26 protein-coding genes are annotated in these 25,827 nt (G+C 50.9%); 6 read left to right on the top strand and 20 right to left on the bottom strand.

Annotated elements, in window-relative coordinates; genetic code table 11:
- Positions 1 to 60: 60 nt before the first annotated feature.
- The 5 genes from ACE5KN_RS20080 to ACE5KN_RS20060 form a co-directional block, all read right to left on the bottom strand.
- Complete coding sequence (locus tag ACE5KN_RS20080; RefSeq protein WP_375527972.1) at positions 61 to 801, bottom strand: ABC transporter permease; 741 nt, start codon at positions 799 to 801, stop codon at positions 61 to 63.
- Positions 794 to 1,714 (bottom strand): ABC transporter ATP-binding protein, encoded by a 921-nt coding sequence (locus ACE5KN_RS20075; RefSeq protein WP_375527971.1) that lies wholly within the window; start codon positions 1,712 to 1,714, stop codon positions 794 to 796. The genes ACE5KN_RS20080 and ACE5KN_RS20075 overlap by 8 nt, the downstream gene beginning before the upstream one ends.
- 100 nt (positions 1,715 to 1,814) lie before the next feature.
- Entirely contained in the window at positions 1,815 to 2,819 is a 1,005-nt protein-coding gene (locus ACE5KN_RS20070; protein WP_375527970.1) for a sensor histidine kinase, read from the bottom strand.
- On the bottom strand, positions 2,816 to 3,520 hold the full coding sequence (locus ACE5KN_RS20065) for a response regulator transcription factor (protein ID WP_375527969.1): 705 nt from the start codon (positions 3,518 to 3,520) through the stop codon (positions 2,816 to 2,818). The genes ACE5KN_RS20070 and ACE5KN_RS20065 overlap by 4 nt, the downstream gene beginning before the upstream one ends.
- A 191-nt stretch (positions 3,521 to 3,711) precedes the next feature.
- Complete coding sequence (locus tag ACE5KN_RS20060) at positions 3,712 to 4,734, bottom strand: aldo/keto reductase (protein WP_375527968.1); 1,023 nt, start codon at positions 4,732 to 4,734, stop codon at positions 3,712 to 3,714.
- Between the two features lie 111 nt (positions 4,735 to 4,845).
- Between ACE5KN_RS20060 and pdxR the strand changes: the two genes are divergently transcribed.
- The 3 genes from pdxR to ACE5KN_RS20045 all read left to right on the top strand — a co-directional run bounded on the left by pdxR (position 4,846) and on the right by ACE5KN_RS20045 (position 7,591).
- The gene (gene pdxR / locus ACE5KN_RS20055) at positions 4,846 to 6,258 is read left to right on the top strand and encodes a MocR-like pyridoxine biosynthesis transcription factor PdxR (RefSeq protein WP_375527967.1); all 1,413 of its coding nucleotides are present in this window, start codon (positions 4,846 to 4,848) and stop codon (positions 6,256 to 6,258) included.
- 706 nt (positions 6,259 to 6,964) lie between these two features.
- Positions 6,965 to 7,144, top strand: coding sequence for a CopG family transcriptional regulator (locus ACE5KN_RS20050; protein WP_375527966.1), 180 nt, complete (start codon positions 6,965 to 6,967; stop codon positions 7,142 to 7,144).
- Between the two features lie 141 nt (positions 7,145 to 7,285).
- Complete coding sequence (locus tag ACE5KN_RS20045; protein ID WP_375527965.1) at positions 7,286 to 7,591, top strand: DUF6809 family protein; 306 nt, start codon at positions 7,286 to 7,288, stop codon at positions 7,589 to 7,591.
- A 297-nt stretch (positions 7,592 to 7,888) separates the two neighbouring features.
- Here ACE5KN_RS20045 and ACE5KN_RS20040 read toward each other — a convergent pair whose 3' ends face one another.
- The 5 genes from ACE5KN_RS20040 to ACE5KN_RS20020 all read right to left on the bottom strand — a co-directional run bounded on the left by ACE5KN_RS20040 (position 7,889) and on the right by ACE5KN_RS20020 (position 13,055).
- The gene (locus ACE5KN_RS20040; RefSeq protein WP_375527964.1) at positions 7,889 to 8,059 is read right to left on the bottom strand and encodes an LPxTATN C-terminal sorting signal domain; all 171 of its coding nucleotides are present in this window, start codon (positions 8,057 to 8,059) and stop codon (positions 7,889 to 7,891) included.
- A complete protein-coding gene (locus ACE5KN_RS20035; RefSeq protein ID WP_375527963.1) occupies positions 8,056 to 9,321 on the bottom strand; it encodes an amidohydrolase in 1,266 nt (421 codons plus the stop codon). Before ACE5KN_RS20035 ends, ACE5KN_RS20040 begins: the two co-directional genes overlap by 4 nt.
- Before the next feature lie 72 nt (positions 9,322 to 9,393).
- Positions 9,394 to 10,911 (bottom strand): AbgT family transporter, encoded by a 1,518-nt coding sequence (locus ACE5KN_RS20030; protein ID WP_375527962.1) that lies wholly within the window; start codon positions 10,909 to 10,911, stop codon positions 9,394 to 9,396.
- 254 nt (positions 10,912 to 11,165) lie between these two features.
- Positions 11,166 to 11,591, bottom strand: a complete 426-nt coding sequence (locus tag ACE5KN_RS20025; RefSeq protein ID WP_375527961.1) for an exosporium protein C — start codon at positions 11,589 to 11,591, stop codon at positions 11,166 to 11,168.
- A gap of 117 nt (positions 11,592 to 11,708) precedes the next feature.
- Positions 11,709 to 13,055 (bottom strand): hypothetical protein, encoded by a 1,347-nt coding sequence (locus ACE5KN_RS20020; RefSeq protein WP_375527960.1) that lies wholly within the window; start codon positions 13,053 to 13,055, stop codon positions 11,709 to 11,711.
- 160 nt (positions 13,056 to 13,215) lie between these two features.
- On the opposite strand from ACE5KN_RS20020, the gene ACE5KN_RS20015 reads away from it, so the two are divergent.
- The 3 genes from ACE5KN_RS20015 to ACE5KN_RS20005 all read left to right on the top strand — a co-directional run bounded on the left by ACE5KN_RS20015 (position 13,216) and on the right by ACE5KN_RS20005 (position 15,561).
- A complete protein-coding gene (locus ACE5KN_RS20015) occupies positions 13,216 to 13,587 on the top strand; it encodes an AbrB/MazE/SpoVT family DNA-binding domain-containing protein (protein WP_375527959.1) in 372 nt (123 codons plus the stop codon).
- The gene (locus ACE5KN_RS20010) at positions 13,587 to 13,982 is read left to right on the top strand and encodes a type II toxin-antitoxin system PemK/MazF family toxin (protein ID WP_375527958.1); all 396 of its coding nucleotides are present in this window, start codon (positions 13,587 to 13,589) and stop codon (positions 13,980 to 13,982) included. The genes ACE5KN_RS20015 and ACE5KN_RS20010 overlap by 1 nt, the downstream gene beginning before the upstream one ends.
- Positions 13,983 to 14,163: 181 nt before the next feature.
- Positions 14,164 to 15,561 carry a helix-turn-helix domain-containing protein gene (locus ACE5KN_RS20005; protein ID WP_375527957.1) on the top strand — a complete coding sequence of 466 codons (1,398 nt, stop codon included), beginning with the start codon at positions 14,164 to 14,166 and terminating at the stop codon, positions 15,559 to 15,561.
- A 265-nt stretch (positions 15,562 to 15,826) separates the two neighbouring features.
- On the opposite strand, the gene ACE5KN_RS20000 is transcribed toward ACE5KN_RS20005, so the two are convergent.
- The 10 genes from ACE5KN_RS20000 to ACE5KN_RS19955 all read right to left on the bottom strand — a co-directional run bounded on the left by ACE5KN_RS20000 (position 15,827) and on the right by ACE5KN_RS19955 (position 25,533).
- Positions 15,827 to 17,020, bottom strand: a complete 1,194-nt coding sequence (locus tag ACE5KN_RS20000) for an MFS transporter (RefSeq protein ID WP_375527956.1) — start codon at positions 17,018 to 17,020, stop codon at positions 15,827 to 15,829.
- Positions 17,021 to 17,193: 173 nt separating this feature from the next.
- Positions 17,194 to 17,613 (bottom strand): RrF2 family transcriptional regulator, encoded by a 420-nt coding sequence (locus tag ACE5KN_RS19995; protein ID WP_375527955.1) that lies wholly within the window; start codon positions 17,611 to 17,613, stop codon positions 17,194 to 17,196.
- Between the two features lie 182 nt (positions 17,614 to 17,795).
- Positions 17,796 to 18,512, bottom strand: a complete 717-nt coding sequence (locus tag ACE5KN_RS19990) for a GntR family transcriptional regulator (RefSeq protein ID WP_375527954.1) — start codon at positions 18,510 to 18,512, stop codon at positions 17,796 to 17,798.
- A 21-nt stretch (positions 18,513 to 18,533) separates the two neighbouring features.
- Complete coding sequence (locus tag ACE5KN_RS19985) at positions 18,534 to 19,592, bottom strand: CehA/McbA family metallohydrolase (RefSeq protein WP_375527953.1); 1,059 nt, start codon at positions 19,590 to 19,592, stop codon at positions 18,534 to 18,536.
- On the bottom strand, positions 19,549 to 20,064 hold the full coding sequence (locus tag ACE5KN_RS19980) for a hypothetical protein (protein WP_375527952.1): 516 nt from the start codon (positions 20,062 to 20,064) through the stop codon (positions 19,549 to 19,551). The genes ACE5KN_RS19985 and ACE5KN_RS19980 overlap by 44 nt, the downstream gene beginning before the upstream one ends.
- A complete protein-coding gene (locus ACE5KN_RS19975; protein ID WP_375527951.1) occupies positions 20,061 to 21,503 on the bottom strand; it encodes a hypothetical protein in 1,443 nt (480 codons plus the stop codon). Before ACE5KN_RS19975 ends, ACE5KN_RS19980 begins: the two co-directional genes overlap by 4 nt.
- A gap of 58 nt (positions 21,504 to 21,561) precedes the next feature.
- Positions 21,562 to 22,404: an ABC transporter permease gene (locus ACE5KN_RS19970; protein ID WP_355321207.1), complete on the bottom strand. Its 843-nt coding sequence runs from the start codon at positions 22,402 to 22,404 to the stop codon at positions 21,562 to 21,564.
- A gap of 2 nt (positions 22,405 to 22,406) precedes the next feature.
- Positions 22,407 to 23,573: an extracellular solute-binding protein gene (locus tag ACE5KN_RS19965; RefSeq protein ID WP_375527950.1), complete on the bottom strand. Its 1,167-nt coding sequence runs from the start codon at positions 23,571 to 23,573 to the stop codon at positions 22,407 to 22,409.
- Between the two features lie 69 nt (positions 23,574 to 23,642).
- On the bottom strand, positions 23,643 to 24,680 hold the full coding sequence (locus ACE5KN_RS19960) for an ABC transporter ATP-binding protein (RefSeq protein ID WP_375527949.1): 1,038 nt from the start codon (positions 24,678 to 24,680) through the stop codon (positions 23,643 to 23,645).
- A 28-nt stretch (positions 24,681 to 24,708) separates the two neighbouring features.
- Entirely contained in the window at positions 24,709 to 25,533 is an 825-nt protein-coding gene (locus ACE5KN_RS19955) for an ABC transporter permease (protein WP_375527948.1), read from the bottom strand.
- Positions 25,534 to 25,827: the final 294 nt, after the last annotated feature.

Genomic DNA, 25,827 nt, shown 5'->3' with positions numbered 1-25,827 from the left:
CATTTGCATGGCTGATATTAAGAGGCGTTCCAAGCAAAATGGCGCACAGAATATCATACATCAGTGAATATCCACCCTTCCGAAATAAATCAGCAGACTGGCGAAACCACCCAGGGACACGCCTGCAATGAGCAGATAAGAAAGCCCCGTCGGATATACCGGCAGCAGGGAATGATGAACAACATCAAAGGCGGCCGTCCATGGCACGAGTCCCCGGTGATCCGAGTTAAAGACCAGCACATTCAGCATGGTGATGGATATGGCCGCAATCATGGACGGAACATAGTTTTTCATCATGATCGTCACCAGAATAATAGGCGTTGTCAGCGCCCACAGCAGAACGCCCTGAACAGTGAACTTGATCAAATAGTCCAGGATCAGCGCCCCGCTTAGTCCGTCAAAGCTTCCCAGCAACCCGAACAGGATGGTGAGCACCCAGGCGGTGAGCGACAGCAGCACAATCCATGTCAGCAGCAGCACCATTTTACTGATCACCAGGCCTGTTCTGGATACCGGAATGGTCAGCAAATTTTTCAAAGTATCCTCAGTATACTCCCTCAGAAACAAATAGGCCGCGACAATGCTGTACAGCGGGACACCGATCAACAAGGCGGTATACATGCTTGTGTTGTAAAAAAGCGTCTCAAAAACAGCCTGCTCGCCGGAAGAGCCTTCCGACGATCTGCTGATATAAAATGCAAGCACGACCATAAAAGGGGCTAACCCCGCTCCAATAACGCTCAGCAGCAGCATTTTGGATCGCTTCAGCTTCAGCAGTTCCGCAATCAGCAAATCAACCAATGGGGCCACCTCCCACCAGCTTGGCGAAATATTCCTCCAGCTTGTCCTCGCTCAGAGCCAGCTTCATCACGTCAATGCCTTGACGCACAAGCTCCCTGTTGATTTCACTGATCCGGTCCAGGTGTGAGTATACGCGGATCACGCCCCCGTCCTGCACTTCATAATCGGTAATGCCCAGGTGCTCTTCCAGCAGCAGAACAGCCCTGTTATCGTCCGACACCTGTAATTCCACATACTTTCGGTTCATGCTGCGCAGTTCATCCATCGTGAGCTCTTCCAGCAGCTTACCCCCATGGATAATGCCGAGGCGGTCTGCAAGCTGCTCCATTTCGGATAAAATATGGCTGGAGATGAAAATGGTAATATCCCGCTCCTGGGCCAGATGAAGAATCAGGCGTCTCATTTCCTTGATGCCGATGGGATCCAGCCCGTTGGTGGGCTCGTCCAGAATGAGCAGCTCCGGATAATGCAGCAGCGCTCTGGCAATCCCGAGCCGCTGCTTCATGCCAAGGGAATAGTTGCCCACGACTTTTCCGGTTTCATGCTGCAGGCCCGTAATCTCCAGCGCTTCAGCGATGGCGTTTTTCTTGTGAATGCCCATAATCCTTGCGTTGATTTGAAGATTTTCAGCGGCGGTCAGATTCTCATAAAAACCAGGCACCTCGATCATGGAGCCGATTCTGCGTAAAACTTTCTTGGGGTTGGCAAACAGGCTGTCCCCGAAAATTTCGATCTGTCCGCTGGTCGGTTTGACGAGCCCTGTAAGCATTTGAATTGTCGTCGTTTTCCCGGCACCGTTGCGTCCCAGAAAACCGTAGATTTCTCCCTGCCTTACCGTTAAATTCACATGATCCACCGGCGTATGGCTTCCGTACCTCTTGGTCAGCCCCTGCGTCCTGATGACTGCTTCCATGACGGAGCACCTTCTTTCTCTTGGTATGGCTCCCATTATAAGACCAAGATTTTAATTGCCTCTTATTCATTTCTTAACTGTTTCTTAAACCATAGCAAGCTCAAGACCGGGGAAAAACAACCACAAAGGCCGTCCGTACCCCTGGTGCACTGCTGACGGAGATCGTTCCGCCGTTCTTCTCCGTCAGCGCCTTGGCGATCGCGAGCCCCAGACCGCTCCCCCCGCTGTGCATGCTTCTGGCACGGTCCGCACGCCAGCTTCGCTCGAAGATATGCTCAAGCTCTTCGCTCGTCATGCCTTGACCACGATCCCAGATGGTCACTTCACAGGCCGTATTCTTAAGAGCCAGCTCTACACCCAATACGCCGCCTTCCTTTCCATACTGGATCGCATTTTTCATGATATTGCCGAAGATACGCATCAGACTGAACGAATCCGCCCGGATGAGGCAGGGCTCCTCCGGGATACGGGCTTCCACTTCCAGACCGTTTTCTTTGGCGGCGGGCAGCTGTTCGATCAGCGCCTCGCGGACCATTTCCGCCAGATCGATGTGCTTTTTCTCAAGGACCAGCTCTTCCGCATCCAGCTTGGCCATCGTAAAGAGATCGTTGATCAGCAGCTTCAGCGCGTTCGACTTGTCGGACAGGATGCCGAGATATTTTTGCTTTTCCTCATCGGTTGCGGCGACCCCGTCCCTGACCGCTTCGATATAACCGATAATGGAGGTCAGGGGTGTCCGGATGTCGTGCGAGATGCTGGAGAGCAAGCTTTTCCTGGCCGCTTCGGAGCGCAGGGCGCTCAGCTTCATTTTTTCCAGCCTGTCGATGAGTTCATTGACCGCGAACACAATCTCCTGCCATTCCCCGTTCCCTTTGGCCAGCAGGCGTGTCCTGTAGTTCGGCTTCAGTGCCTCCCGCAGTCCGTCAACCAAATAAGCCTGTCTTCTCCGCTCCTGCAGTTCCATGCAGAGCAAAACCAGAGCGGTCACACCAAGCAATGCCAGCGGCAGCAAAGCCCATATCTCCGAACCTGCATTCCCTATGTATATTACAGCAAGACAAAGTACAAGAATGAGCTGCCCTGACTGCAGCGTGATTTTGCTCATAACCTTTCACCTGAAAATTTATAGCCGATCCCCCAAACCGTCTGAATAAATGCCGGGTTGGAAGGGTCTGCTTCTATTTTTTTGCGTAATTTGCGGATATGCACCATAACCGTATTATCATCCTCTATAAAACTGTCGTTCCATACATTGCGAAAAAGCTGGGTCTTCGTGAAAACCTGGCCGGGTTGGGAAGCGAGAAATTTGAGCAGCTCAAATTCCTTGGCCGTCAGAGACACGTCCTCTCCACTGACCTGTACCGTATAACTTTTCAGATCTATGCTCAATCCTTTGTAATTCATACGGGACTCGCCCTGACGGCTCTCTTCGCTTCCAAGCACCAGGAACCTTCTCATCAGCGCTTTTACACGGGCCACCACTTCATGAATGCTGAACGGCTTTGTAATGTAATCATCCGCTCCCATGTTCAGTCCGACGATTTTCTCCAGCTCCTGGTCTTTGGCTGTAAGCATCAGAATTGGGACATTGGACATACTGCGGATTCTTCTGCATACCTCCATTCCGTCCATTCGCGGCATCATCAAATCCAGAATGACCATATGATAACGGTTGCGTTCAAACAACCGGACCGCCTCCTCACCATCCGCGGCTTCATCCACGCTGTACATTTCACGCCGCAAATAAGCGGTCAGCAATTCACGAATTTCCAGCTCATCATCGGCAACGAGCACCCGCACTTCCATGTTGAAAATCCCCCTCCATCTTGCTGCATTACTTCCATTGAGTAGTGTTATTGGTTTTTCGTATTAAGTCAAGTTCCTCTGCTGCTCCTGATAAAAAGGGACAATCCCTCTGCGCAAAAATTCGCATGGGACTGTCCCGATCTATATTTACGGCTCAAATCACGGCCTTACGAATTCCTTACTGTGGCGGATTACTCTCCGCTTGATGCTGCCGATTTGTCACTCTGTTGGGCAAGCAGCAGTTCGATCTGCTCCATCTGCTCTCTGCTCAGCGGCCCGAACTCGGCTGCCTTTACGTTTTCCATCACCTGGGTAACATTGCGGAATCCCGGGATCGGAATGGTCGACTCGCTTCTTCCCCACAGCCAGGCCAGGGCCCCTTGCGTCAAAGAGCGGCCGCCCGAAGTCAATATCTCACGGATGCTGTTCAATTGTGTGATCATGTCTGGCGCAGGCACGCCGTTTTTGAAATACCTCAACCAGCCCAGATCGCTTCGGCGGCGGATATCCTGCGAATCCGTCACGGTCACGGCATCCGAATATTTTCCCGTAAGCAGGCCCATGGCAAGCGGACCTCTGTTGATGCTCGCCAGCTGCTGCTCCTCACACAGACGGATCATATCCGCATTATCCTTGAACAGATTCATATCGTGTTGAATAGCGGTGCAATACGGACTTTTGGCAAAGACATGGGCTCGCTCAGGGTAATCGGTAGACCAGCCGAAATAGCGGATTTTCCCCTCGGCAACAAGCTCTTCTAGCGTTTCCATAACCTCCGGCGCCAGCTCCTCGGAGTAATTGTTCAAATGAAATTGATACAAATCAATATAATCGGTATTCAATCTTCTGAGCGAAGCTTCACATGCCTGCTTGATATAAGACCGGCTGGCATTCTGTCCCGTCGCCTCTTTCGTCTGCTCATTCGTCACATTGCCGAATTTGGTGGCAATCACCACCTGGGATCTCCGCCCCTTCAAAGCCTGCCCGATTACACTCTCACTGTGGCCTGCCCCATAGTTATCCGCTGTATCGATAAATGTAATGCCGGCATCCATCGCGCAGTGGATTGCGGCAATGGATTCCTGGTCATTCACCTGTCCCCAACCGAAGGCCTCCCCCGTTTCCGCATCATGCCAAGGACCTCCTATGGCCCAGCAGCCCAGTCCCAATGCACTGACCTCTATTTCCGATCTCCCTAATTGGCGTTTTAACATGGTCTCCATCTCCTTTGTTCTTCCATTCCCGTTCAGTATAATAAGAGACAATAAAGATCATAAGAGCCAATCACCGTTTTATTTTTAGGAGCCAATGGGGAGGGATAGCCATTGTTCGGATTTGCTCCGGCACCTGGTGCCGGTTCCATAACAAAGCAATTATACGATTACTTGCGGAATCAAATTGAAAACGGTTCACTCGCCCCCGGACTGCAGCTGCCTCCGACACGCAGAGCTGCACAGGAGCTGGGTATAGCGCGAAACATCTTGATCGAGGTTTACGAGCGGCTGACCGCAGAGGGATATTTATGCACGCAAACCGGCTCCGGCACTTATATCGCAGAGGATGTGCAAAACGTGCCTGTCCGCCTGACTGCGCAAGAAGCGGCAGCAGCAGCCGTCCAAGCTCCTGTCATCCATGAAATTGATTTTGATCCGGGGGCTCCTGATTTGCGGTATTTTCCGCGCAGACTGTGGGGGAAATATGTACGGGAAATCATGAATTACGAAATGGACCACATTTTTGATTACGGCGATTGCCGCGGCAACAAACCGCTGCGGGAAGCTATAGTGCGTTATGTGTACCGTGCCAAGGGTATCCGCTGCAGCCCGGATGATATCCTCATCACCTCAGGCACCTCGAACAGCTTACTGCTGCTTGCTTCCTCCTTTTCGGGCCAATTTCAAACGGTGTATATTGAAGATCCGACGATTGGGTTTACCGGCGATATTTTCGGTCGGTTAAATTATGATATTCATCCCGTTCCAGTGGATCGCGATGGGATGATGGTAAACCATATCCCCTATGCAGCACCTGGAGGCTTCATCGTGCTTACACCTTCCCACCAATTCCCGACAGGCAGTGTTCTTTCCCTGCAACGCAGGCAGGCAGCTGTAAAGCTGGCCGAAAGGGCGGGACATTATATTGTGGAAGACGATTATGACAGCGAATTCCGCTATCAGGGGAACCCTGTTCCGCCTTTGCAGACGCTTGCCCCCTCGCGGGTGATTTATGCGGGCACGTTCAGCAAAACCTTGTCGCCGGCGCTGCGGGTCGGCTTTCTGATCGTGCCGCCAGCCATCATGGATCAGGTGCTGCAAACGAAGTACGATATGAATTTGACTTCCTCCGGTTTAACCCAGTCGGCACTGGCCCGCTTCATCAATGACGGCCATTTCGAAAGGCATATCCACAAAATGAAGGCACTCTATAGAAAGAAACGCATTTTTCTGGAAGAAAAGGTCCGTCATCTGTTTAAAGATGAAGTCCGGATTCTCGGGGATGAGGCAGGCATGCATGTACAGCTTGCATTTCCTCCCGGGGAGTATGGGGCTGCCGATTGGCGCGAGCTGGAATCGTACGGTGTGCGGATCGGCACCTTTGAAGAGTATGCAAGAATGAAAGGCGCCTACTCAGGCAGGCTGATTCTCGGCTATGGGAACTTGACGATGGAAGAGATTGACGAGGGGCTGCGCAGATTGCATCAATTTATCGAAACGGTCAAGCTTGGGCTAAAAGGATAAACTCTTGGTGCTGACCGATCATGTGAAATCGGTGGACCTCTCCGCCCGAAACGCTGAAGTTATCGGATAAATCGATCCGAAATCAGAATTTTATCAGACGATAGTTTCCTGACCCGCAATCGTATTGCCTGTATAATTTCATTGTGGTAACATAAGAATAGAAATAAGGGAGGTCGCAACCCTCCCCCAGGACAACGAGGTGTGCCTCACGGCGCGCTTTTGCTTCATCTACCAGCAAAACCCACCGAAGGCCGCAAACCTTTAGCGGTGGGTTTTGCGCTTGTTACGTCTTTTCCTGATCCATCGGTAAAGCTTTCGAGAACTAAACCATAGGATCAAAATACAAGCCCAGGAATAATCCCCGGGCTTGCATTTTTTTCCTCGGTACTCCGGACGCCCCAAGCCAACTGCCTAGGCCAAACCGCCAATAACCTGGACAGCAACAGCCAGCCACGCCGCAGCTGAACCACATTCGTCTCGAACATATGTACAAAGCAATAAACGGCCTGAAACTATGGGGCCCTGCTTTATTTTGCTTGTGCGTTGATTGTTTTGGGAAAAACTCTTCCCGTTCGTTCACATTCATTTATTTTGGGATAGGCTCTTAATCTGCCGAAAAAAAATAGGGAGCGACTGTAAGATTCGATTGACTTTTTGTTGCCACACTCATTATACTTGATATGGACACAAAAAGTGGGGTGAAGCGATGTCGTCCAAAAAGATGGGGCGTCCTCTATCTGACAATCCCAAAAGCGAATTGATTCGAGTACGTGCCGATCAAGCCATCTTGAACAAGCTTGACGCTTGTGCCGAAAAGCTGAATACGACTCGTTCGGATGTTATTCGCAAAGGGATTGAAAGGATCTACGACGATCTCCAAAAGTAATAAAAGGAAGCAGCGTCAGTCCCGTAAAGAACACCGCTACTTCCCATCCAGCAATCGCTTGAATAAGCAGACTGCATAAATATCCTACCATGTGCAGGAATCTCGTTCAAGCGATGCGATGACATTTATGGGAGGATATATATGAGAACGATTCTGGAAGCCCTGTACCGAGGGCAGCTTCATCCCGATGAAGCCATCGTGCCATCTCATCCAGAATACCGACATTTAAGCCAACAAGTGGTAGCGCAGACAGAACAATGGCGAAACCGATTGGGCGACGAAGCATTTCGTGAGCTTGAGGAATATTTTGACCTGTGTGATAGAGTCAATAGCATGCATGTTGAAGCTGCTTTTCAACATGGGTTCAAGCTCGGAGCCAACTTGATGATCGAAGTCTCGAGCAAACGCGAAGAATTGCTTCAGGGTGCAGCTTCAGGCTTGTCATGATGATGCAACTAACAACTTGATGACCACGTACAGGTCCGCTCGTAATGAGCGGGCTTTTCTGTGCGATAAGCAGTCGTTCTTTAACAGAGGATAATTATCCAACCAATCGAACAACGATGGTTGTGGTTATGAGTACCAGCAAAATCCAATAAATTAGCCAGCAGAGCCTTGGATATCTATTCTGAATTCGAATGGATATCGGCACATTGGACTATTCTGATTTCACTATTGCTTCCTTAATAAGCAACTACCCTCCAAGTAATTTCACCTGGAGGGAGCCATTTCTATCCTTACGATTTATGCCCTCTTTCTTCTTAAGAAGAACAGGCCTGCTAACAGGATGATACCTCCCACGAGCAGATAGCCGTACATATTCGTTGCTGTTTCCGGCAGCTTGCTGCCGCTGCCTTCATTGTCTCCGGAGAAGCCTCCGCAATTATTCTGCTGGTGAACAATTCCAATATTCAATCCCCTGCCCGCTTTCTCGCAAGGCGTTCCAGCAAAGTGACCGCGGGCGACAGGACAGCTTCATGGATATCAAACTCGGGATGATGATGCGGTGCGGGCAGGTCGGTGCCGATAATCATGTACGTTGCTTTGCCCCCCTGCTCCTGCACACGCCGGATCATATAGCTGGCATCCTCGCTGCCGAGAGCCGATGCGTCGGAAAATGGCTCCGCATGCGCAAATTCCGGGATCTGTGCCGCTTCCGCGGCCGCCAATTCCGCCAGCTCCGCATCGCAAGCGATGGGAATGGCGCCTCCGATAACCTCAATTTTCGCTTCCAATTCATGCATGGCTGCGCTGTGCTCAATGATCTGGCGTACCCGCCGTTCCAGCTCACGGTTCGTAGCTTCATCCGCCGAACGGGTCTCAATGACCATCCGGGCATGGGCCGGGATAATGTTCGCCCCGCTGCCTCCTTCCAGAATGCCGACATTAATGCGGGTATCGGCTGTGCTGAAGCGGGGAAGCGCATGAATATTCAGCAGGGCCGTCGCCGCTCCCAGCAGCGCGTTGCGCCCTTCCTCCGGGGAAGCGCCGGCATGAGCCGACACCCCGCTGAAATGCGCAGCGAGCTTGGTCGTAGCCAGAAATCCCCTTGCTGCCCCCCTCATATGCCCTGTCGGTACACCGGTGCCCAGATGCATGCAGAACAGGCGGTCTACACCGTCCAGCATTCCTTTTTGCACCATGGCATAGGCCCCTCTGACCCCTTCCTCGGCCGGCTGGAACAGCAGGCGCACCTTGCCGGCAAACTGCCTGTCGCTCAATCGCTCTGCCAGGGCCAGGCCGATGGCGGTATGCCCGTCATGCGCGCAGGCGTGCATGATTCCCTCATGACTGGAGCGGAATTGCTGATCCGCAGGAAAATGCCCTGCTTTATCGCTCTCCGGAATGGGGAGGGCATCCATATCGAAGCGAAAAGCGACCGTCGGACCGTCGCTGCTGCCGTCAAGCTCGGCGACCACGGCCGTATATCCGCCGCGCATGCGCTCAACGACAGCCGGATCTGCTCCTTCCCGCAGCGCACGCTGGTAAGCCTCCTCCAGCACCTCCTCTGAGGGCAGGCCGCGGCGTGATTCGCCATCCATCGTATCCTGGGCATAGTTGACTTTGTAGCCCCAGCCACTGAGCAATTGAACGACTTTGGCTGCAGTTCTGAATTCCGTGAATCCCAGCTCGGGATATTGATGCAGTTCTCTGCGAAGCTCTATAACATCTATCATCAGTAGTCTCCTCCAAACATGAATGCGTCTAACGAGTGCGGGATTACAAATGACAATTCCGCTTTACCCCGCTTACAATCGCGGATGCGCTCCGGGGCCAAGCGGCAGGTTAAACAGGTACCATATAATGACCATCAACGTCCAGGCGGCAAAAAAAGCAATCGAATACGGCAAAATCAGCGAGTAATACGTTCCCAGCTTGGCATCCTTCCTGTACTCCTGCAAAAAGCCGACAAACAGCGGAACGAATGGTGATACGGGAGCGAGCGGAATGATGACCGAATCCGATACCCGGAAAATCATCTGCGTGAATGCAGGATGGAAGCCAAGCAGCATCATCATCGGGATAAAGACAGGGGCCAGAATGGACCAGATGGCGGAGCCGCTGGCAATGAACATGGTCAGCAAAGCAGACAGGAAGACGAGGCCGATAATGACCGGAATGCCGTTGATGCCGGTCTTCTCCAGCAAATCGGTAATCGTCAGCGCAATAAACTGCCCCATGTTGCTCCAGTTGAAAAATGCAACGAACTGCGACAGCGGAAATACCATGACGATAAATCCGGCCATCGTCTTGATCGGTTCCATCAGCAGACCGGGGATATCATTCTGGGTGCGGATCACCTTCATTTTTATGCCGTAGGTGATCGCCACCGTAACGAAAAACAGCAAAATAATCGGAACAATGCCGGACAGGAACGGCGAGCCCATCACGCTTCCGGTATCCGGGTTGCGCAGAACACCGTTCGCGGGAACCACAAGCAGGGCCATAATCACGATAAAAATAAGTGCGGCAATTCCTGCTGCGCGCAAAGCCTTGTTCTCCTCCGGCGTAGGAGCTTCCAGCTTGTACGGCTGCTCTCCTTCATAACGCCCGAGCCGCGGCTCCAGAAACTTGTCTGTCATAAAGCCGGCAATCAGGGTCAGTACAATAACGGAAGCAGACATAAAATACCAGTTGTCCAGTACCGTGACACCTGTATTCGGATCAATGGAAGCAGCTACCTCTGTACTGATGCCGGACAGAAGCACATCGGTCGTCACAATCAGAATGTTCGCCGTAAAACCTGCGCCCACACCAGCAATCGCCGCGATCAGCCCTGCCACCGGATGTCTTCCTACAGCCAGGAACATCAAGGCTCCAAGCGGAGGCATAATAACGAGCGCCGCATCAGAGGACACATGGCTCATGAATGCAATGAAAATAACGATATAGCTGGCAAAACGCGCATTGACACGAACCGCCATTTTTCTCATAACGGCCTCAAGCAGCCGTACCTTCTCGGCAAGCCCGATCCCCATCACCAGCGCAAGAATGGATGCAAGCGGTTTGAAGCTCGCAAAATTCTGGACGATATTGGGGAGCATCCACTGAATTCCTTCCCGGCTCAGCAAATTTTTCACATGAACCTGTTCCCCGGTAATGGGATTGTAAGCCGAAGCCTTAAACCAGGATAAAACCAGCGTGCTGACCATTAAGATGGCGATCAGATAAATGAACAGCAGAAACGGATTGGGCAGCTTATTGCCCACTTTCTCCACCCATTTAAACAATCCTGCATTCTCTTCTGTTCCAGCTGCTTTGACCATACCTCTCTTCTACCTCCCTGTCTTGATGGACCTGAATCAGCGATGACGGACCCTTGAATAAACTCCTTTTCATAATTAACGAACATATAAAGATAATGTCGTAATTTATGACATTATATAATTAACGCTTTCAAAAACACAATACTTATGTAAGCGTTCATTACACAAAAAAATAAAAAAACACCTATACCATTCTTCCTGACAAAGAAGAAATGATATAGGTGTTCAAAAATAGAGTTGGTCAAACGATGCGATCAGTTTCTCGTTTTCACTGCCAAACCGCTAAAGGATACGGGTCCAACAACGTCGGCTCTTGTATTTGCCGTGCGGTTTTCAGCGGTAACTGTGTAGACATGTGTACCCGCAGGTACATTTCTATCTTCCGCCTGGAACGTAACTGCATAATTTTGTTCAGAACCGGCAGATTCGATGCCTTGCTGTGTGTTGAAAATCTCTCTTCCATCGCGGAAGACTCTAAAGAGAATTTGTGCAATGCCGGTGACACCCCGGACACCAACAGTCGCTACCAAATCTACCCGATTGGGTTGAGAATTCACCGGTATTCTGATATTGATGGTTGCAAGGCGGGATCTTCCCGGGGAACGCCGGATTATAAATGAATTTGCCAGGTTGAATCTGCTGCGGGGCTGAACGGCTGCTTTATCGAGTATACGTGCCATAAGATATCACTCCTCCAGTAAGATATCTCCAAGGTATGTTGGACCCAAAACGAATGCTTGAGATAATCATCCAAAGAGAAGTGATTTCCATAGATGTCTTGATTCAAGTTCCCAGTATTAGAGCAAACGGTACCGGTTGCTTGGGCGGCCCCGCCGGCTGTGCAGCTCGCTGCCCGTGATTTCCGCAGCCCCGCATTCAGTCAGGCTTCCCAGAATCCGCTGTACATGACGTGTCGTCATGGATAAACCCGATGCCAGCTCTGCGGCAGTCACTTCCTCTCTCCCGATTCGCCGCATATAAGCTTTGATTTTCTGATATGTTCGTATGCTCACGCCGGCCCTGTTCAGCTTCTTCAGCAATTTCGTATCATGGGATAGATAATGGTAAGCGAGGGGCTCTTGCTCAGCCGAAGCCTCGATAATGGTTCCATCTGCTTCGAACAGCACAACACCGCCGGATTTCGACTCTTTCGCGTACAGAATCGCTTTTCTTGCATTATTCTCCGCTACCAGAGCCGTTTCGCCAAAGCCGATTCCGGCCAGGGCTTTCAGCCCTGTATCCAGCTCAAGCTGAGTGATGGTTGCATTAAGCTCCTCCACGCTGCGCTGCATTTGGCCTCTTGAGCCAAACATCAGGTAACGCCCCGTCCCGTCCTGATGCAGGGAGCCGTCGATCCGATCGCAATGCTCAAGGAGCAGGCTTTTGATCTTCAGCTCGAGATGCTGCAGCCGGTAGCGCTCCGTGGTCTTCTGAACCTCCTCATGCAGCCTGTCCATCTCCAGCATCAGCACACCGAGCTGGCTGTCCTTGAAGGCAGAGCTGCGGATTCTTTCCACCAGCATCCGCACGGCCTGCATGGAATCTATTTTGGTGGCGTCAATTTTGAATACCGGAACCTTCAGCTTGACGAGGCCCTCATAAACAGCGTACAGGCAGGTAAAAGCAGCCTCGGTTGTTCCTTCCTGCCACAGTCTTGCATGATGCTCCACCATGTCTTCCACGCTATAATCAACGGAAAATAAATATTTATGTACCTGATCCTCTGAAAAGGCCAGCTCCCTCAAACTGTCTCTCATCCCCCAGCTATCGTTATCCGGCATATCGATGGAGAGCCTTTCTACCGGACGTCCCAGGGTATACACCGCTTGAAGTATAGCTTTATAGAGGCTGCCGCCAGTCGGCGGGCAATATGTCGCATGCTCATGCTCAAGCAGCACAGCCTGGGCGCTTAAATAGGGAATCGGACCGGTAAACACCCATCCGTGCACGTTATCCCGGCTGCGGCGAATGATGTCTGCCGTCTCCCGGGCATGCTCATAGGGAAACGTCTCAAATCTCAATTCAAGCTCCAGATCACTTAGAGCATGCAGCGTGCGGTCAATGGACAGCGAGGGTCCTACGATTCCAATGGTATACATCTGCTGCGCCCCGCCCCTTCCCTTTTTCCGAATCCTGATTGTCATCAAGTGAAAATATTACTGAGCATTCCCATTATACCCGCTTCATTATTGGGAATCCATTAATGGAAAGACCGCGTAATGACCTGCAATTGCATTGCTTGAATAATTTCAATGTGGTAACAGCCAGCAGTAACATTCAATAGTATCGCGGGCAAAACACAAAATGATAGGTAACCAAACTCAGTATTTTGGATATACTATGGATATACTGCAAGCGAAAGGTGTGGTACAATTGAAGCATGAAGATAAGAAAGGAATGATTCATGTGGCAACGACAACCATTGGCAAATGGGGAAACAGCATGGGCATACGCATTCCACAGGAGCTCTTGGAAACCGCACAATTAGGCTTGGGAGCGAAAGTCGAAATGGAGTTGATTCCGGATCAAGGCATTCTCTTACGCCCTGCCACAACTAAAAAGGCAAAAACGAATCGTGAATTGCGCAAGCTTTTCCTTTCGCTTCGTGGAAAGAATACTCCAGATCAAGCGCATGAGGAAATGTTCGTAGAACCAATGGGAGATGAGATCATTTAATGTCAACCAAAGGAACCGTAAAACGTGGTAGTGTCATCTGGTTAAATTTATATCCACGCACCGGACACGAGCAAACCGGTTGGCGTCCTGCAATTATCCTTTCCGATGGATTCATTGATCCATCCCTAAGTAAAATGGCCTTAATCGTACCCGTCACGAATCAGCAAAAGGGAAATACGTTTGAAGTTCCGGTACCTTCCGGAATTTCGACAACCGGAGCACAAATAACTTTTTCGGAGCTCAGCGGAGTGGTGCTGACCGATCATGTGAAATCGGTGGATCTTTCCGCTCGTAACGCTGAAGTTATCGGGGAAATCGATCCGAAATCGGAATTTTATCAGACGGTAGTTGATTATGTACGAGCTATTCTAGCCGATGCTGAGGATGATGAATAACGAACAAAGCTGAAAGCATTAACGGAGCGGGATTCCCGCCTACATAAGTGGGATTGTGGCACAACTAAACCTCGGGAATCCCCGAGGTTTTCTTAATATTTTTATGTCGATTCAATTGACCTGCGTTCGATAAATGGCTATATTTGTAATATAGTAGTAGAAACTTTCAGGGGTGGTTATTTTGAGCGATACAACCACGATTCGAGATCAATTGGATAGTTTCATGAAACAAAGAGAATTGAACATTTCACGTTTTGGCAAAATTTCCGGATTAAATGCAGGTACGATGAGCTCCCTCCTGAATGGCAACCGTGTGATGGCTTTAAATCAACTGGATCGAATCACCTCTGTTATGGAGCTGCCGGAAGGTTATTTTTATGAGCAGTATATACAGGAGTATTTGAACGAGGCCTCCCCCAATTGGCGCAGAATCAGACCCTTCCTGTATCGTTGCGCAGAATTGGACAAGCTGGATTGTTTAAGACAAGCCGTTGGTTTGCTATTGGACAATTTAGTGTATGCTCCGTTGCTTTTCGAGACAGCAGAAGACTTTTTTCACAATAAGAAAGATGAAGCTGCGGCTATTCTATACGAGTGTGTTGCGGAAAGCGAGACACGTCAGCACTCTGAAAGACTTGCCTTATGTCATTATCGTTTGTTTTTATTAAGGATTCGGAATCAAAACCAGGCTGAGAATCTGCGTGCGGCAATCCAATTTGAAATTTATATTGATAGATTAGATGATATGGATCAGCTTGATGCGCTTAAAGAATTAGCGAATACATACCGAGCGCTCAAAGAATGGGATCGGCTGGAAAAGATAGTGGACAAAATGCAACCTATTGCCAAAGCTCTTTATTCCGAGATCCACAATGACCGGAAGAGGAAAGATTCACCAAAGAAAACCGGAAGACCTTTATTTTTCTATCTTGCTTATTCATACTTGCTTCGTGCGGAAGTCAGTGAGGGGCGTGGTAACTATAAACTAGCCTTACAGTATACCTACGAATATGCCGATTTAAGCTGGGTCAAAGAAACCGACGAAGAGGCATTACATTGGAAAGGTCTGTTTAAAGAATGGGCCGAAGCAAACACTTATTTAAACAAGCTGCTTTCCGGCGAGTTAGAAATTCTCCCTGATTACTTAGCGTATATAGAAAAAAATCAAGATGAGTTGCTTTTTGCATTGCTGAACATTATGAAAGCAGCAAACCAGTTCAGTTTTGACGCAGAAGACATATTATTAAAATTTGAAGAGCAGATCAAGTCATATTTAGAAAAACGACAAACGTTCGGTGTTTATAGCGACAATGTTGTTAATCAATATTCTCTTTATCTTTTCTATGAAATTGCTGATTATTATTTAACCCACAAAAAAGATTCAATAGGTTTTAAATATTTAATAGAGTGTTTGGAAAGATCAGTTATAATAAAAAACAAGACTGATATCTTTAAGTGTATGGTTCTGTTCGAGAACAATCGTACCCTGGCTTCTGCAGAAACGGTAACGGCTTATCACAATATTATGGAAGAGGTGTACTTGAATGAAAAAAGTCACTACGCTTTGGTTAACGATTAGTTTTACCTTAGTTCTAGTCTCTACCCAAGAGCCAAATAGCTTACTCATTCAGCTTTTACAACACGGATGGGGTTAATAGAGTGTTTACAAAAATTCTGCCATCGCATTACTAGCCAAAATATAACCGGTTTAATATCGTAACATTTTACAAATACATACGGAGGTTAAAATTATACTTCAATGATCAAACATAAAAGTAGTACCAAAATTAAAATGGTACTACTTTTTTTATTTCGGTTCAAAACCGAGATCAGTTTCCATTCTTTCATTTCATATTTTCTGAGGCATTGGCATGATGAGTCCGGACAATGAACGCAACCACCGCAGCTGCAGCGATAATAAGCCCTGAATAGATGGAAACCGCTTGATAAAAGCCGATTCGCTCGGCACCTATCCCCAATGCAAGCACAGGGACACCCGCACCCAGGTAGGTGATGGCATAATAGATCGATATCACATCCGCCCGGCTTTCAGAAGGAGACATTTCATTGATCCAAGTCATGCTCCCTGACGCAGCCGGCCCATGCCCGCTTCCAGCCAACACGGTGCTTAAAAGAAGGAGGAAGATCGACTGCATGGGGATTGCAATGACAAGCCCTACGATTCCTAGTGCAAGCAGAGCAAAACCGGTATAGATTGCTGACCGTGCCGACAAGGACTTGAAAAGAATCTGGGATAATGTTGAAAATCCAAGCATTAAGCAAACAACAGCCCCCGATAAGGCCAAGTTATGGAGATCCATTTGGGTGGCGATGATCGTCGGCACCAGTGTCATAAAAAACACAGCTACCGCCCATGCGATAATCGACGCAAACACCGAGATCAAAAACGGCTTTCGGATCACGGCCGGCACAGTGGGCAGCTTCAGCCGCTTGGGAGCGCCCCCCCTTTTGAGGGTTTCCGGTACGGCTAACACCCCCAGGAAGGCAATAAATAAAAGCAGTAAGTGCAAATAATAAGGAAGCCGGATGGGTGACGGCGAATATTCTCCCAGAAGCCCGGAATATAGCGGGCCGATGGCCGTCCCGATCGCTATGGACACCGATGCCACCAGCGAGGCCGTTTTGCGGTTTTCCGGACGCAGCTCTGACAGTGTCGCAACAGCCGTCCCATTTATGATGCCGACGCCAATGCCTTGAATCGCTCGCGACGCAAGCAGCATGCCGAGGTTTTGCGCTATCGCAAACATTAGCGAACCCGCTCCGGCAACGATCACGCCGGCCAGCAGCACTTTTTTACGTCCAATTCGATCCGAGAGCTGACCAAACACAAAGCTGGCGGGTATCAAAAAAAGGACATACATGATAAAAAGAAAGGATGTCATTCCCGTTGAAAAATGCCACAATTGCCCATACAGGCTATAAAGAGGAGCCGGTACATTCGTCCCCATCATAATAATCAAAAGGCAGTAGGCCACAAACCAAAACGACATGCGATGTACGGAACGTGATTCAGACATAGAAAATCTCCTTATTTTAATATTTGTATGCATTTGGGGTATACAATTGTAATTTTTTTTATTACAAATATGCACAAAAAAAGACTAAAAGATTTAATACCTGCGCTTCATTCTCCTCCGTATAATTGTATTATTTTTCGCTACAATTATACTCAGACTAAAGCAGGCTACGCTCAATCCTGCTCTTCTACCCGGAGCAACACGTCGGCAATCGTATAACCCTCCAGATTGGCCATAACCCGTTGTTCGGTCGTTTCAAAGACACCGTCCATGGCTCGCTCGATATTCGCGCCGATGGCACATTTTTGATTGGAATTGGGCCATTTAGGCTTCAAAGATCCCTCAGAGGTTAAAATATACAGCTTATCCAAGGTAATCGTCCGCGGGTCCTGAGCAAGCAGGAAGCCTCCTTTAGCTCCATGCTTGGATTGAATGAGGCCATGCTTTCTAAGCAAAGACAGCACTTTGCGAACGCGAACCGGATGGATGGACACACTTTTGGCTATATTGTCACTGGTTTTTAGATTGTCCGGCGCATAGGCTAGAAATACAAGGCTGTGCACGGCAACTACAAAATCACTGTTCATTTTCATCACCATTTGTAATATAAATTATTACATTTATTCTGTCAACCTTAAAACCAGCTTGAAATTCAGGAACACTATGAGACGCTTCCCACTGTCGTTCAACTCTTGACTTTTTGTAATCGGTGGCGCGGCTAATGCCGCGCCGAGTGTAACGCCATTATCATATTTGCGGTGATTTCCCCATTCTGTCAGCGGTTGCGCCGAATCCAGAACTGGAAAATATCGCTGCGCACATAATCATATGAATAGAGCACCTGCCTGTTCAGCTCATCATAATGAAGCTGCTTGAACAATAGCACGGATGCCTGCGGCGAAGTCATGAGCCGGCGCGCGTGCGGGTCCGTCCGGGCCGGTACGGTCATCTCTGAGTAAGCTCCTACAATACGAACTCCGGCCTTGTACTCGAAATTTTGAAATAACGATCCTGTAAAAGAGCCGTCCACCATAATCGACTCGGCAATTTGCTCGGGTATGTAATTGATCGAATGAGCCACGGCTTCTCCGTTGGCTGTTCTCGTGCGTTCCAGCACAACGACCGGTTCATGACGGTCCATTTCCATCCGTTCCGCAATTTCACGCGGACAGGAGTTCAGCCGCTTGATGGATTCAAGCTGCTCGTCTTCCTTCAATCCTGCGGACCTGATCATGTCCCCGATGCTGTACAAGCGGTCAAGAGAGCTTGGAATAGCAGGCAGCGGACGTGTAATGAACGTTCCGCTGCCATGCTTGACGAGCAGTTTCCCCTCGCTTTCCAGCCGCTGTATTGCTCCGCGGACCGTGGTGCGAGACACCTGAAAGGCCTGCGCCAGCGCGGTTTCGGGCGGCAGCTTGCCTCCCTGTCCAATCCCGCTGTCACGGATGTAATCCTCGATCCGCTGCTTGATTTTTTCCTGTTTGGATGCCACGATAAAGCCTCTTTCCTTTCCTCAAAATTCGCAGCGCCCGCCGCTCCGTACAGCTGCTGCCTGAACCGCCGGCGTTTGAATATATACAGGATTGGTAAAAGCAACAAGGGTGACGGCATTGCCCAGACAGCCGAACAGTTCGGCACGTACCCATTGCGATGCAGCCTCGGCCTGAATCGTAAAGCTGTAAACAGCCGTCTCCGCCGGAATCTGTATTTCGCTGCATACGCCAGACCCGCTTCTCAGCACAAGCCGTAAACGATCACCTTGCAGTTCGTAAAACTCCCGCCGGACGTCCATATCCACATTCACGGTGAATTCCATCACCATCGGATCAGGCTCGTCGTCCCATTGCACACACTCGCCCATAGCATATTCACGCTCATCACCTGCCGTTTTGATGGATAAAGTAAGCAGCGGCCCCATGGTGACGGCAGCACGGCCCCGGCGTAACGCCTCGATGATCTGTACCTGTAGAGGAGCGCCGTCTGCTTCCTCCACCCCGATATAAGTGACGGCAGGCAGCGGATCTTCAGGCTTGCTGCCATGCCAATCGCGGCCGCTCGTCGCCGTGATCCGGTAACCCCGGTTCAGCAGGTCCGTCCACAGTGCAAAAGCTCTTTGGCTGTCACGTTTGACGGAAGGCATAAGGGTGGACCATACTTCAATGAAATCGACATCATTCCAATCCAGGATGTTATATTCCCAGAAGCAGCCTGTGCAGATCGGGCTGCCGATCCGGTACGGATGAGCCAGACCGGCGATGCCGCCCTGCTCATGCACAAGCTGTATGCCCTTATGAATATCTTCCGGCCCGAGTACCCGCCAGTCTACAAACTCCTTGACGCCCAGGGTCAGCATATGTCCGTAAAATGTCGTCCACTCCATCCCGGGCACAATGCGGATGCCGGTCTGCCGCTCTACCTGCTCAGCGCCCGTCAATCCGGATTGCGTATTATGATCTGTAAGGGCAATACAATCCAGTCCGAGGCGGGCGGCGCTTTGTGCCAGCTCCAGCAGGCTATGGGAACCGTCGCTATGAAAGGTGTGGGTGTGCAGCTCGGATGGAATCCATTTCATCATGCGCCTCTCCCTTCTGCGGCATTTCAGCCTCAATCTCAAGCTGATATTTAAGCGTCTCCGTAACGACAGCGTGCAGGCTGACGGTCACACGCCATACGCCCTGCGGGTTGATACCCGCCAGAAAACCGGGGGACGCTTCGGTCAAGCCCAGCCGGTGCTCCTGCTGCGGATCATGCCGGTGTGCAGCGCCGCGATGGCGGATCGGGTCATCCACCGACAGTGTCAGCAGGTTCTTGAGAGGCGCGTATTTCTTCCAACCGTCGCCGCCATCCTCTTCCGCGTATCCGTACTTGCGCATGCTGTCCTGTATGATCACCCTGGCCCGGTCTTCGTCTGCCAGCAGCTTGGGATCGTAGGCGAAGCGAATACAGACTGCCGAGGCAGGCTCGGGAATGTGAAATGCATACGTAATGTGGCTGTGCGTGCACTCCGGGAAGACAAGGCCTTCCGCAGCGAATATTTTTTTCATACAGCCCCGCTTTCCCCTGCCGTCCATAACACGGACACAGGCTGATGGCGTGTCAGCAGCCGCATCGCCGGTGAGCGGATTTCATCGGCTGCCGGTCTGTAATGCTCATCCAGAACAAAAACGCGCAGCTCTCCCACCCGCATTCGGTCCGCTCCTCCTTCGAGCAGGACGGCTTTTATCTCCGCCAGGTCCTCAAGCGCGGCCAGGCACGGCAGCTTGATCGTCGTCGAAAAATGAGCCTCCGCCCCTTCATACGCCGCCCGGAAACCGCCAGCATGCAAATCACGATAGCAGGAGGAATACCATTCCTCTGAACCTTGAAGCCGCACCTGGATATCCACATATCCGTCTTCCTCCCGGCTGTTGAAACCTCGCTTGGGCAGATTCTCAAGTTCCACGGCATCGGCCGGAAACGGCTGCTTGAACAGCTGAACGAATACATAATAACGCTGGTCCGTCAAGGCAATGGAAGGTGGTGCAGGCGGCAGTTCCAGCGGCTCCTGGCGCTTCATCTCCCAATTGGTGACCTGAAAAGCAAACGAATGCTTCATCATGACGGCCTCGCGCGGCTCCTGTTCAGGCTTCCACTGGAAAGCCGGGGGCAGCATAAAGCGGTAATCCGCAGTAATACAGTCCGTAAAATTCCCGTTTGTCGTCGCCGTCTGCAGCACCGGATGCCCACCCAGATCATATCCGCCGCCAAAGGAGGTGGTGACGTGATGTTCCCCCTGGAACACCGCAGTTACTTCATTTCCGGCTGCGTCCAGCTCGACACGGTACATCCATTCGATGTCCGTCGTCCTTCCCCACTTGCTCATCAGGAAAGGAGCCGGCGTTCCTTCGTCCTCATGGCTGAACATCATCTGATATTCAATGACTGTTTTATCTTCACGCTCATCCATGGAATAAAACATCATTAACGGCGTATCGGTGAACCTGTTCTCATACGGGTGGGCCAAACAGCGACCGTACAGCAAAGGGGCATGCCGGTATACCAAGGCCTGTGGAGAAGAATTCGGGATAATTCGCACCTGCACAGCATCAATCCATGCTCTCTCCACCTTGGGTGCCGACGCTTCAGCTCTGAACACAATTTCCACTTCATATTCCCCTGCCGTCAGGTGTCCAAGCAGTCGTGCATATGTGAAAGAGCTGCTGCCGTAAAAGAGGATGACATCCTGGTTATACTGCTCTCCCAGATATACACATACAATAGCGGACTCCCGGTCCGGCTCCGACCAATCGCTGTCCGATCGGGCCGTCAGGTCCAGCTCCGCAAATCCGTCCTCCGGCATCGTAAAGGAAAAACGGCAGCTGTTCTGCTGACTGATTTCCATCTCCGGACGCTGTTCTGCCAGCACGTATGCATCGGACAATTCTTCCTTGTGCAGCCCGCTTTCGCTTTCCAGCCGCTCTGCTTCCGTTTTACTTCCTGCCATTGTCATAAGTCCCTCCTTGATGTTCCATGGAATTCAGCGATGTTCCATGGAATTCAGCTTAGTTGGCATCCGCATCCTGCACCATGGTCCGGATGTAGAAATAACCCATAAAAGAACACAGTATAAACATAAACACAGCCATAGCGCTCGCCATGTGTGTCTCCTGATAGCTGGAGAACACCTGCTGCATGGCCACGCCCAGCACCTGCGGCGAGTTGGCGCCGATCAGGAAGGGGGCTGTAAAGCTGCCGATCACGCCCATAAAGATAAAGGTCGCCGCCACCCACATCGTCTTGTACGACAGCGGCAGAATAAAACGGACAAACAGCTGCAGCGTGCGTGCTCCGGCATCTCTTGCGCTTTCAATGACAGAATTCGGAATGCCGGCAAGCGCCGAGCTGAGCAGCATGGTGGCAAACGGAATGTTGAACCACAGATTAGCGAGCAGAAGCCCTTTGTAGTCATAAATAATTTTGGGGAACGAGTCGATTCCCAGCGTAAGCAGAAAACGCGGCGCCCAGCCGTGATTACTGTAGGTGGTGATCAAAGCATAGGTTGCAATAACTCCCGGGATGAACATCGGCACAAAATAGAGGCGCCGAATCCAGGTCACCACAAATCCGGAGCCAAAACGCAAATATACCGCCATCGCGTAGCTGATAACCAGGGTCAGGATCGTGGATACAATCGTCAAATTGAGCGTGTACAGCACATTTTTGCGCATGGCGGCATCCGTAAACAGACGAATATAATTCGCCAGGCCGAAGCCGGTCCCGTTCTCGTCGATCAGACTTTCCCTGATCGCATACAGAATGGGGATGATCACAACGACGAGCAGAATGAGAAAAGAGGGGATGACCAGGAGCAGCCCCAGCATCCCTCTTTTAAATGATGTACTCATCATTAACCGCCCGCCACTTCACTCTGCCAGCGCTTGTAGATTTCCTGCTGCAGATCGCCGCTGTTGAAGCTGCGGTAGCCTCCGGACACACTTTCAAATTGCTTTTGCAGCTCAGCCGGCATCAGGTCCCATTTAATGCCCGGATAACCGTAAATTTTGTTGATAACCGTCGTCTGGGCCTCAGGCGAAAGCACGTAATCCAGCAGCTTCTGCACCGCTTCTTTTTTGGTCGAGAGAGCAGGCACCATCAGATAGGACGGTCCGCCCGTAAAGGCAGGCTCGATTTGAGCCAGCTTCACAGTGTCCGGCAGCGTTCCTTTGTTCAACTGCTCCAGGGCCATATCGGACCAGGCCGGAATCATGTCAACCTCGCCGCTGGCGAGCAGATCAAGCGTTCCCTGATTTTTTTTCGGATACACACCTTTTTCATACATAGATGGTCCCAGCTCTTTCAGCAGGGCGAAGCCTTGATCCCATTTTTCCATGTTCGCGGGATCACTGCTGTTCATCGCCTCGGGAGGCAGGAAATTATAAATGGCCGTGTTCACAAATGAGCTGCCAGCACCGCCGGTGGATGGATCGTTGTAGGCAAATTTGCCCGGATGCTGACGAATCCATTCATACAGCTCGTCCGCCGTTTTAGGGGGCTCAGGCACGTTCGCGCTGTTATAGGCCAGCACGACAGAGGAGGCGCGGTAAGGTACTGCCTGGTCGTTGACCTGCTTCAGGTAAGCTTCGTCCACATTCGCGAGATTGGGAACTTTGGTGGTATCCAGCGTTTCCCACAGCCCTTCTTTGCTTCCGCGTGTAATATCATCCAGGCTCCCTTCATACAAATCGATTTCGCTTTCTGACTGGCCGCTCTGCTTCGCCGCAATGAGCCGGTCCATCGTCGTAGCTCCCCCGGTGCCGGATGGCAGATAAACGAGCTTAACCTTGACATCCTTGTTTTTGGCCTCAAAATCCGAAATCAGCGTCTCCCACAGCTCCTTGACGTTAAGTGATCCTGAAGTGTAAAGGGAGATTTCCGTTACTGCACTCTCCGCTTTGCCGCCTGCCGCCGCGGAGGAATCCGCTCCCGCTCCTTCGCTACCGCTGCCGCAGCCCGCCAACAGCCCCAGACTGAGCACCCCCGCCAACATCATGCTGAATCTCTTTTTCACTGACATCCTTTCTCCTCCTCAAATGAAGTCTGTATTTAATGAACAAAGCGATGAATGAAACGCCGTGCCCGGGTTTTAAGCTTCAGGCGCTGGAAACGACACCACTCTGCTGAAGCCAATACGCACCTGCTGCCCGCTGCTGAGCCGGGCTGACTGTTCACGGGGAACGAACATTTTGAGCACCTGTTCCCCGCTTTCCACGGACACCTCCGCATAATGTCCAAGAATCATAACTTGCCGGATCGTGCCAGGCAGGGAATTTGGCTCCTGCTCCGCCGTCAGATAGATATCCTCCGGGCGCACGGCCGCAATCACTGCCCCGTCAACCTCGCGCTCCTGCTCGAACCGCGCCTCTCCAACTGCCAAGCTGCGTCCCGTACTGACACCCTTGATTAGATTGATGCGCCCGATGAAGCCGGCCACGAACAGCGTCCGCGGCTGATCGTAAATCTCCTGCGGTGTGGACAGCTGCTCAATTTCGCCTGCCCGCATGACAACGATGCGGTCGGAGATGGACAAGGCCTCTTCCTGGTCATGCGTGACGAAAATCATCGTCATACCGGTCCGCCTTTGAATTTCACGCAGCTCTTCCCGCATCTCCATGCGCAGCTTGGCATCCAGCGCCGAGAAGGGCTCGTCCAGCAGCAGCACCTCCGGTTCCAGCAGCAATGCCCGCGCCAGGGCCACCCGCTGCTGCTGTCCGCCGGACAGCTGTCCCGGCAATTTGCGCTCCGCGCTTTCCAGCTGAACCAGCTTCAGCGCCTCCTGCACAAGACCGCGGATCTCATCCTTTTTCTTCTTGCGCAGCTTGAGTCCAAAGGCGAGATTTTCATACACGGTCATGTGCGGCCATAAATTATAGCTTTGGAAGACCATGGCCGTCGGCCTTTTTTCCGGAGGAAGATGCAGAATGCTGCTGCCCCGGATTTGAATATCCCCGCTGTCGGGAGCCAGAAAACCGCCGATGGAGCGAAGCACTGTCGTTTTGCCGCAGCCGGAGGGGCCGAGCAGCGTCACCAGCTCCCCTTTTATCACATCGAGCGAAATGCCCTTTACCCCGTCCCCCGTCTTGAATCGTTTGCTCAGATCACGAATGGATAATTGAATCGACATACTTCAAGCCCCTTTTTGTTGAGAAAAGTCATTTGACCTGGAAACCGCCTGCCAGCACATCCGCACTGACAAAACGCCTTGCGGCAAGCAGCAGGATGACCGTCGGCAAGGTAAGAATGACCGAAAAGACCGCACCGGTGGTGTTCGGATAATCGGCTATGATGGAATACATGATGACTGGCATCGTTTTGTAATCAGGTATGCCGACCAGCAGCGTTCCCTGCGCCTCATCCAGCGAAGCGAGGAAGGTGAACACGGAAGCCACCATAATACCCGGCATCGCCATGGGGAGCGTAATCTTCCAGAACACGCGCAGCGGTCCAGCCCCCGCGTCCCGCGCCGACTCCTCCTGCGCCCGGTGCACACTGCGAAAGGAAGCCGCAGGAATCCAGGTCATGTACATAAGCGTGTTGACCATATGGATCAGTACGATGCCCACGAACGTATTCATCAGCCCGAACTTGTAAAACAGCACCGCGATGGACACGTACAGCCCCATTTTGGGAAAGGCATGTGTAAGCAAAAAGGAAAACAGGAACCATCGGCTGAGCGGAAACGTTATCCGCGCAAAAGCATAGGCCGCCGGTACACACAGAAGAACCGAGCTTGCCGTAACCACCACGGCGATCAGGAACGAGAGCCACATCGAGCTGAGCACATCGTCCTGGCTTAACACGAACCTCCACCATTCCAGGGAAAAGCTCTGCGGCAATAGCGCCGGATACTGCCATTTTCCGGAGACGGCCAAAATCAGCAGGTTCAATAAAGGAACGAGAAAAAATACGACAAAAACAATCAATACCAGGAACTCAAGGATTTTGCGTTTGCCGAGTGAACGTAAATACCAAATCACCATTCATCCCTTTCAAAGAAGTCTAGACGTCTAAATCTCTTACACCTATGAATATAAAGGGCGAATGTTATCGGTGCTTCAGGAGGAAGGAGAGGTTATGTTAAAGTCACGGGGAAAATAAACCTTTTTGTAAATAGGTATAAATAACTCAACTATCGCAGAGCAAAAATCCAATTAAACCTTTGTAGCCGCTGGCTGGGTTCTGAGGAATTCGAATTCGAATCCCCTCCTTGCAAGTTTGCCGATTTCATGCTGCGAAAATTAAGTGAACTCATTTTATGGACTCCACCTAAT

The organism is Paenibacillus terreus (assembly GCF_042138595.1).
Classification (GTDB): domain Bacteria; phylum Bacillota; class Bacilli; order Paenibacillales; family Paenibacillaceae; genus Paenibacillus; species Paenibacillus terreus.
The sequence above is the reverse complement of the archived record's forward strand: the minus strand, read 5'-3'. Positions and strand labels throughout refer to the sequence as shown.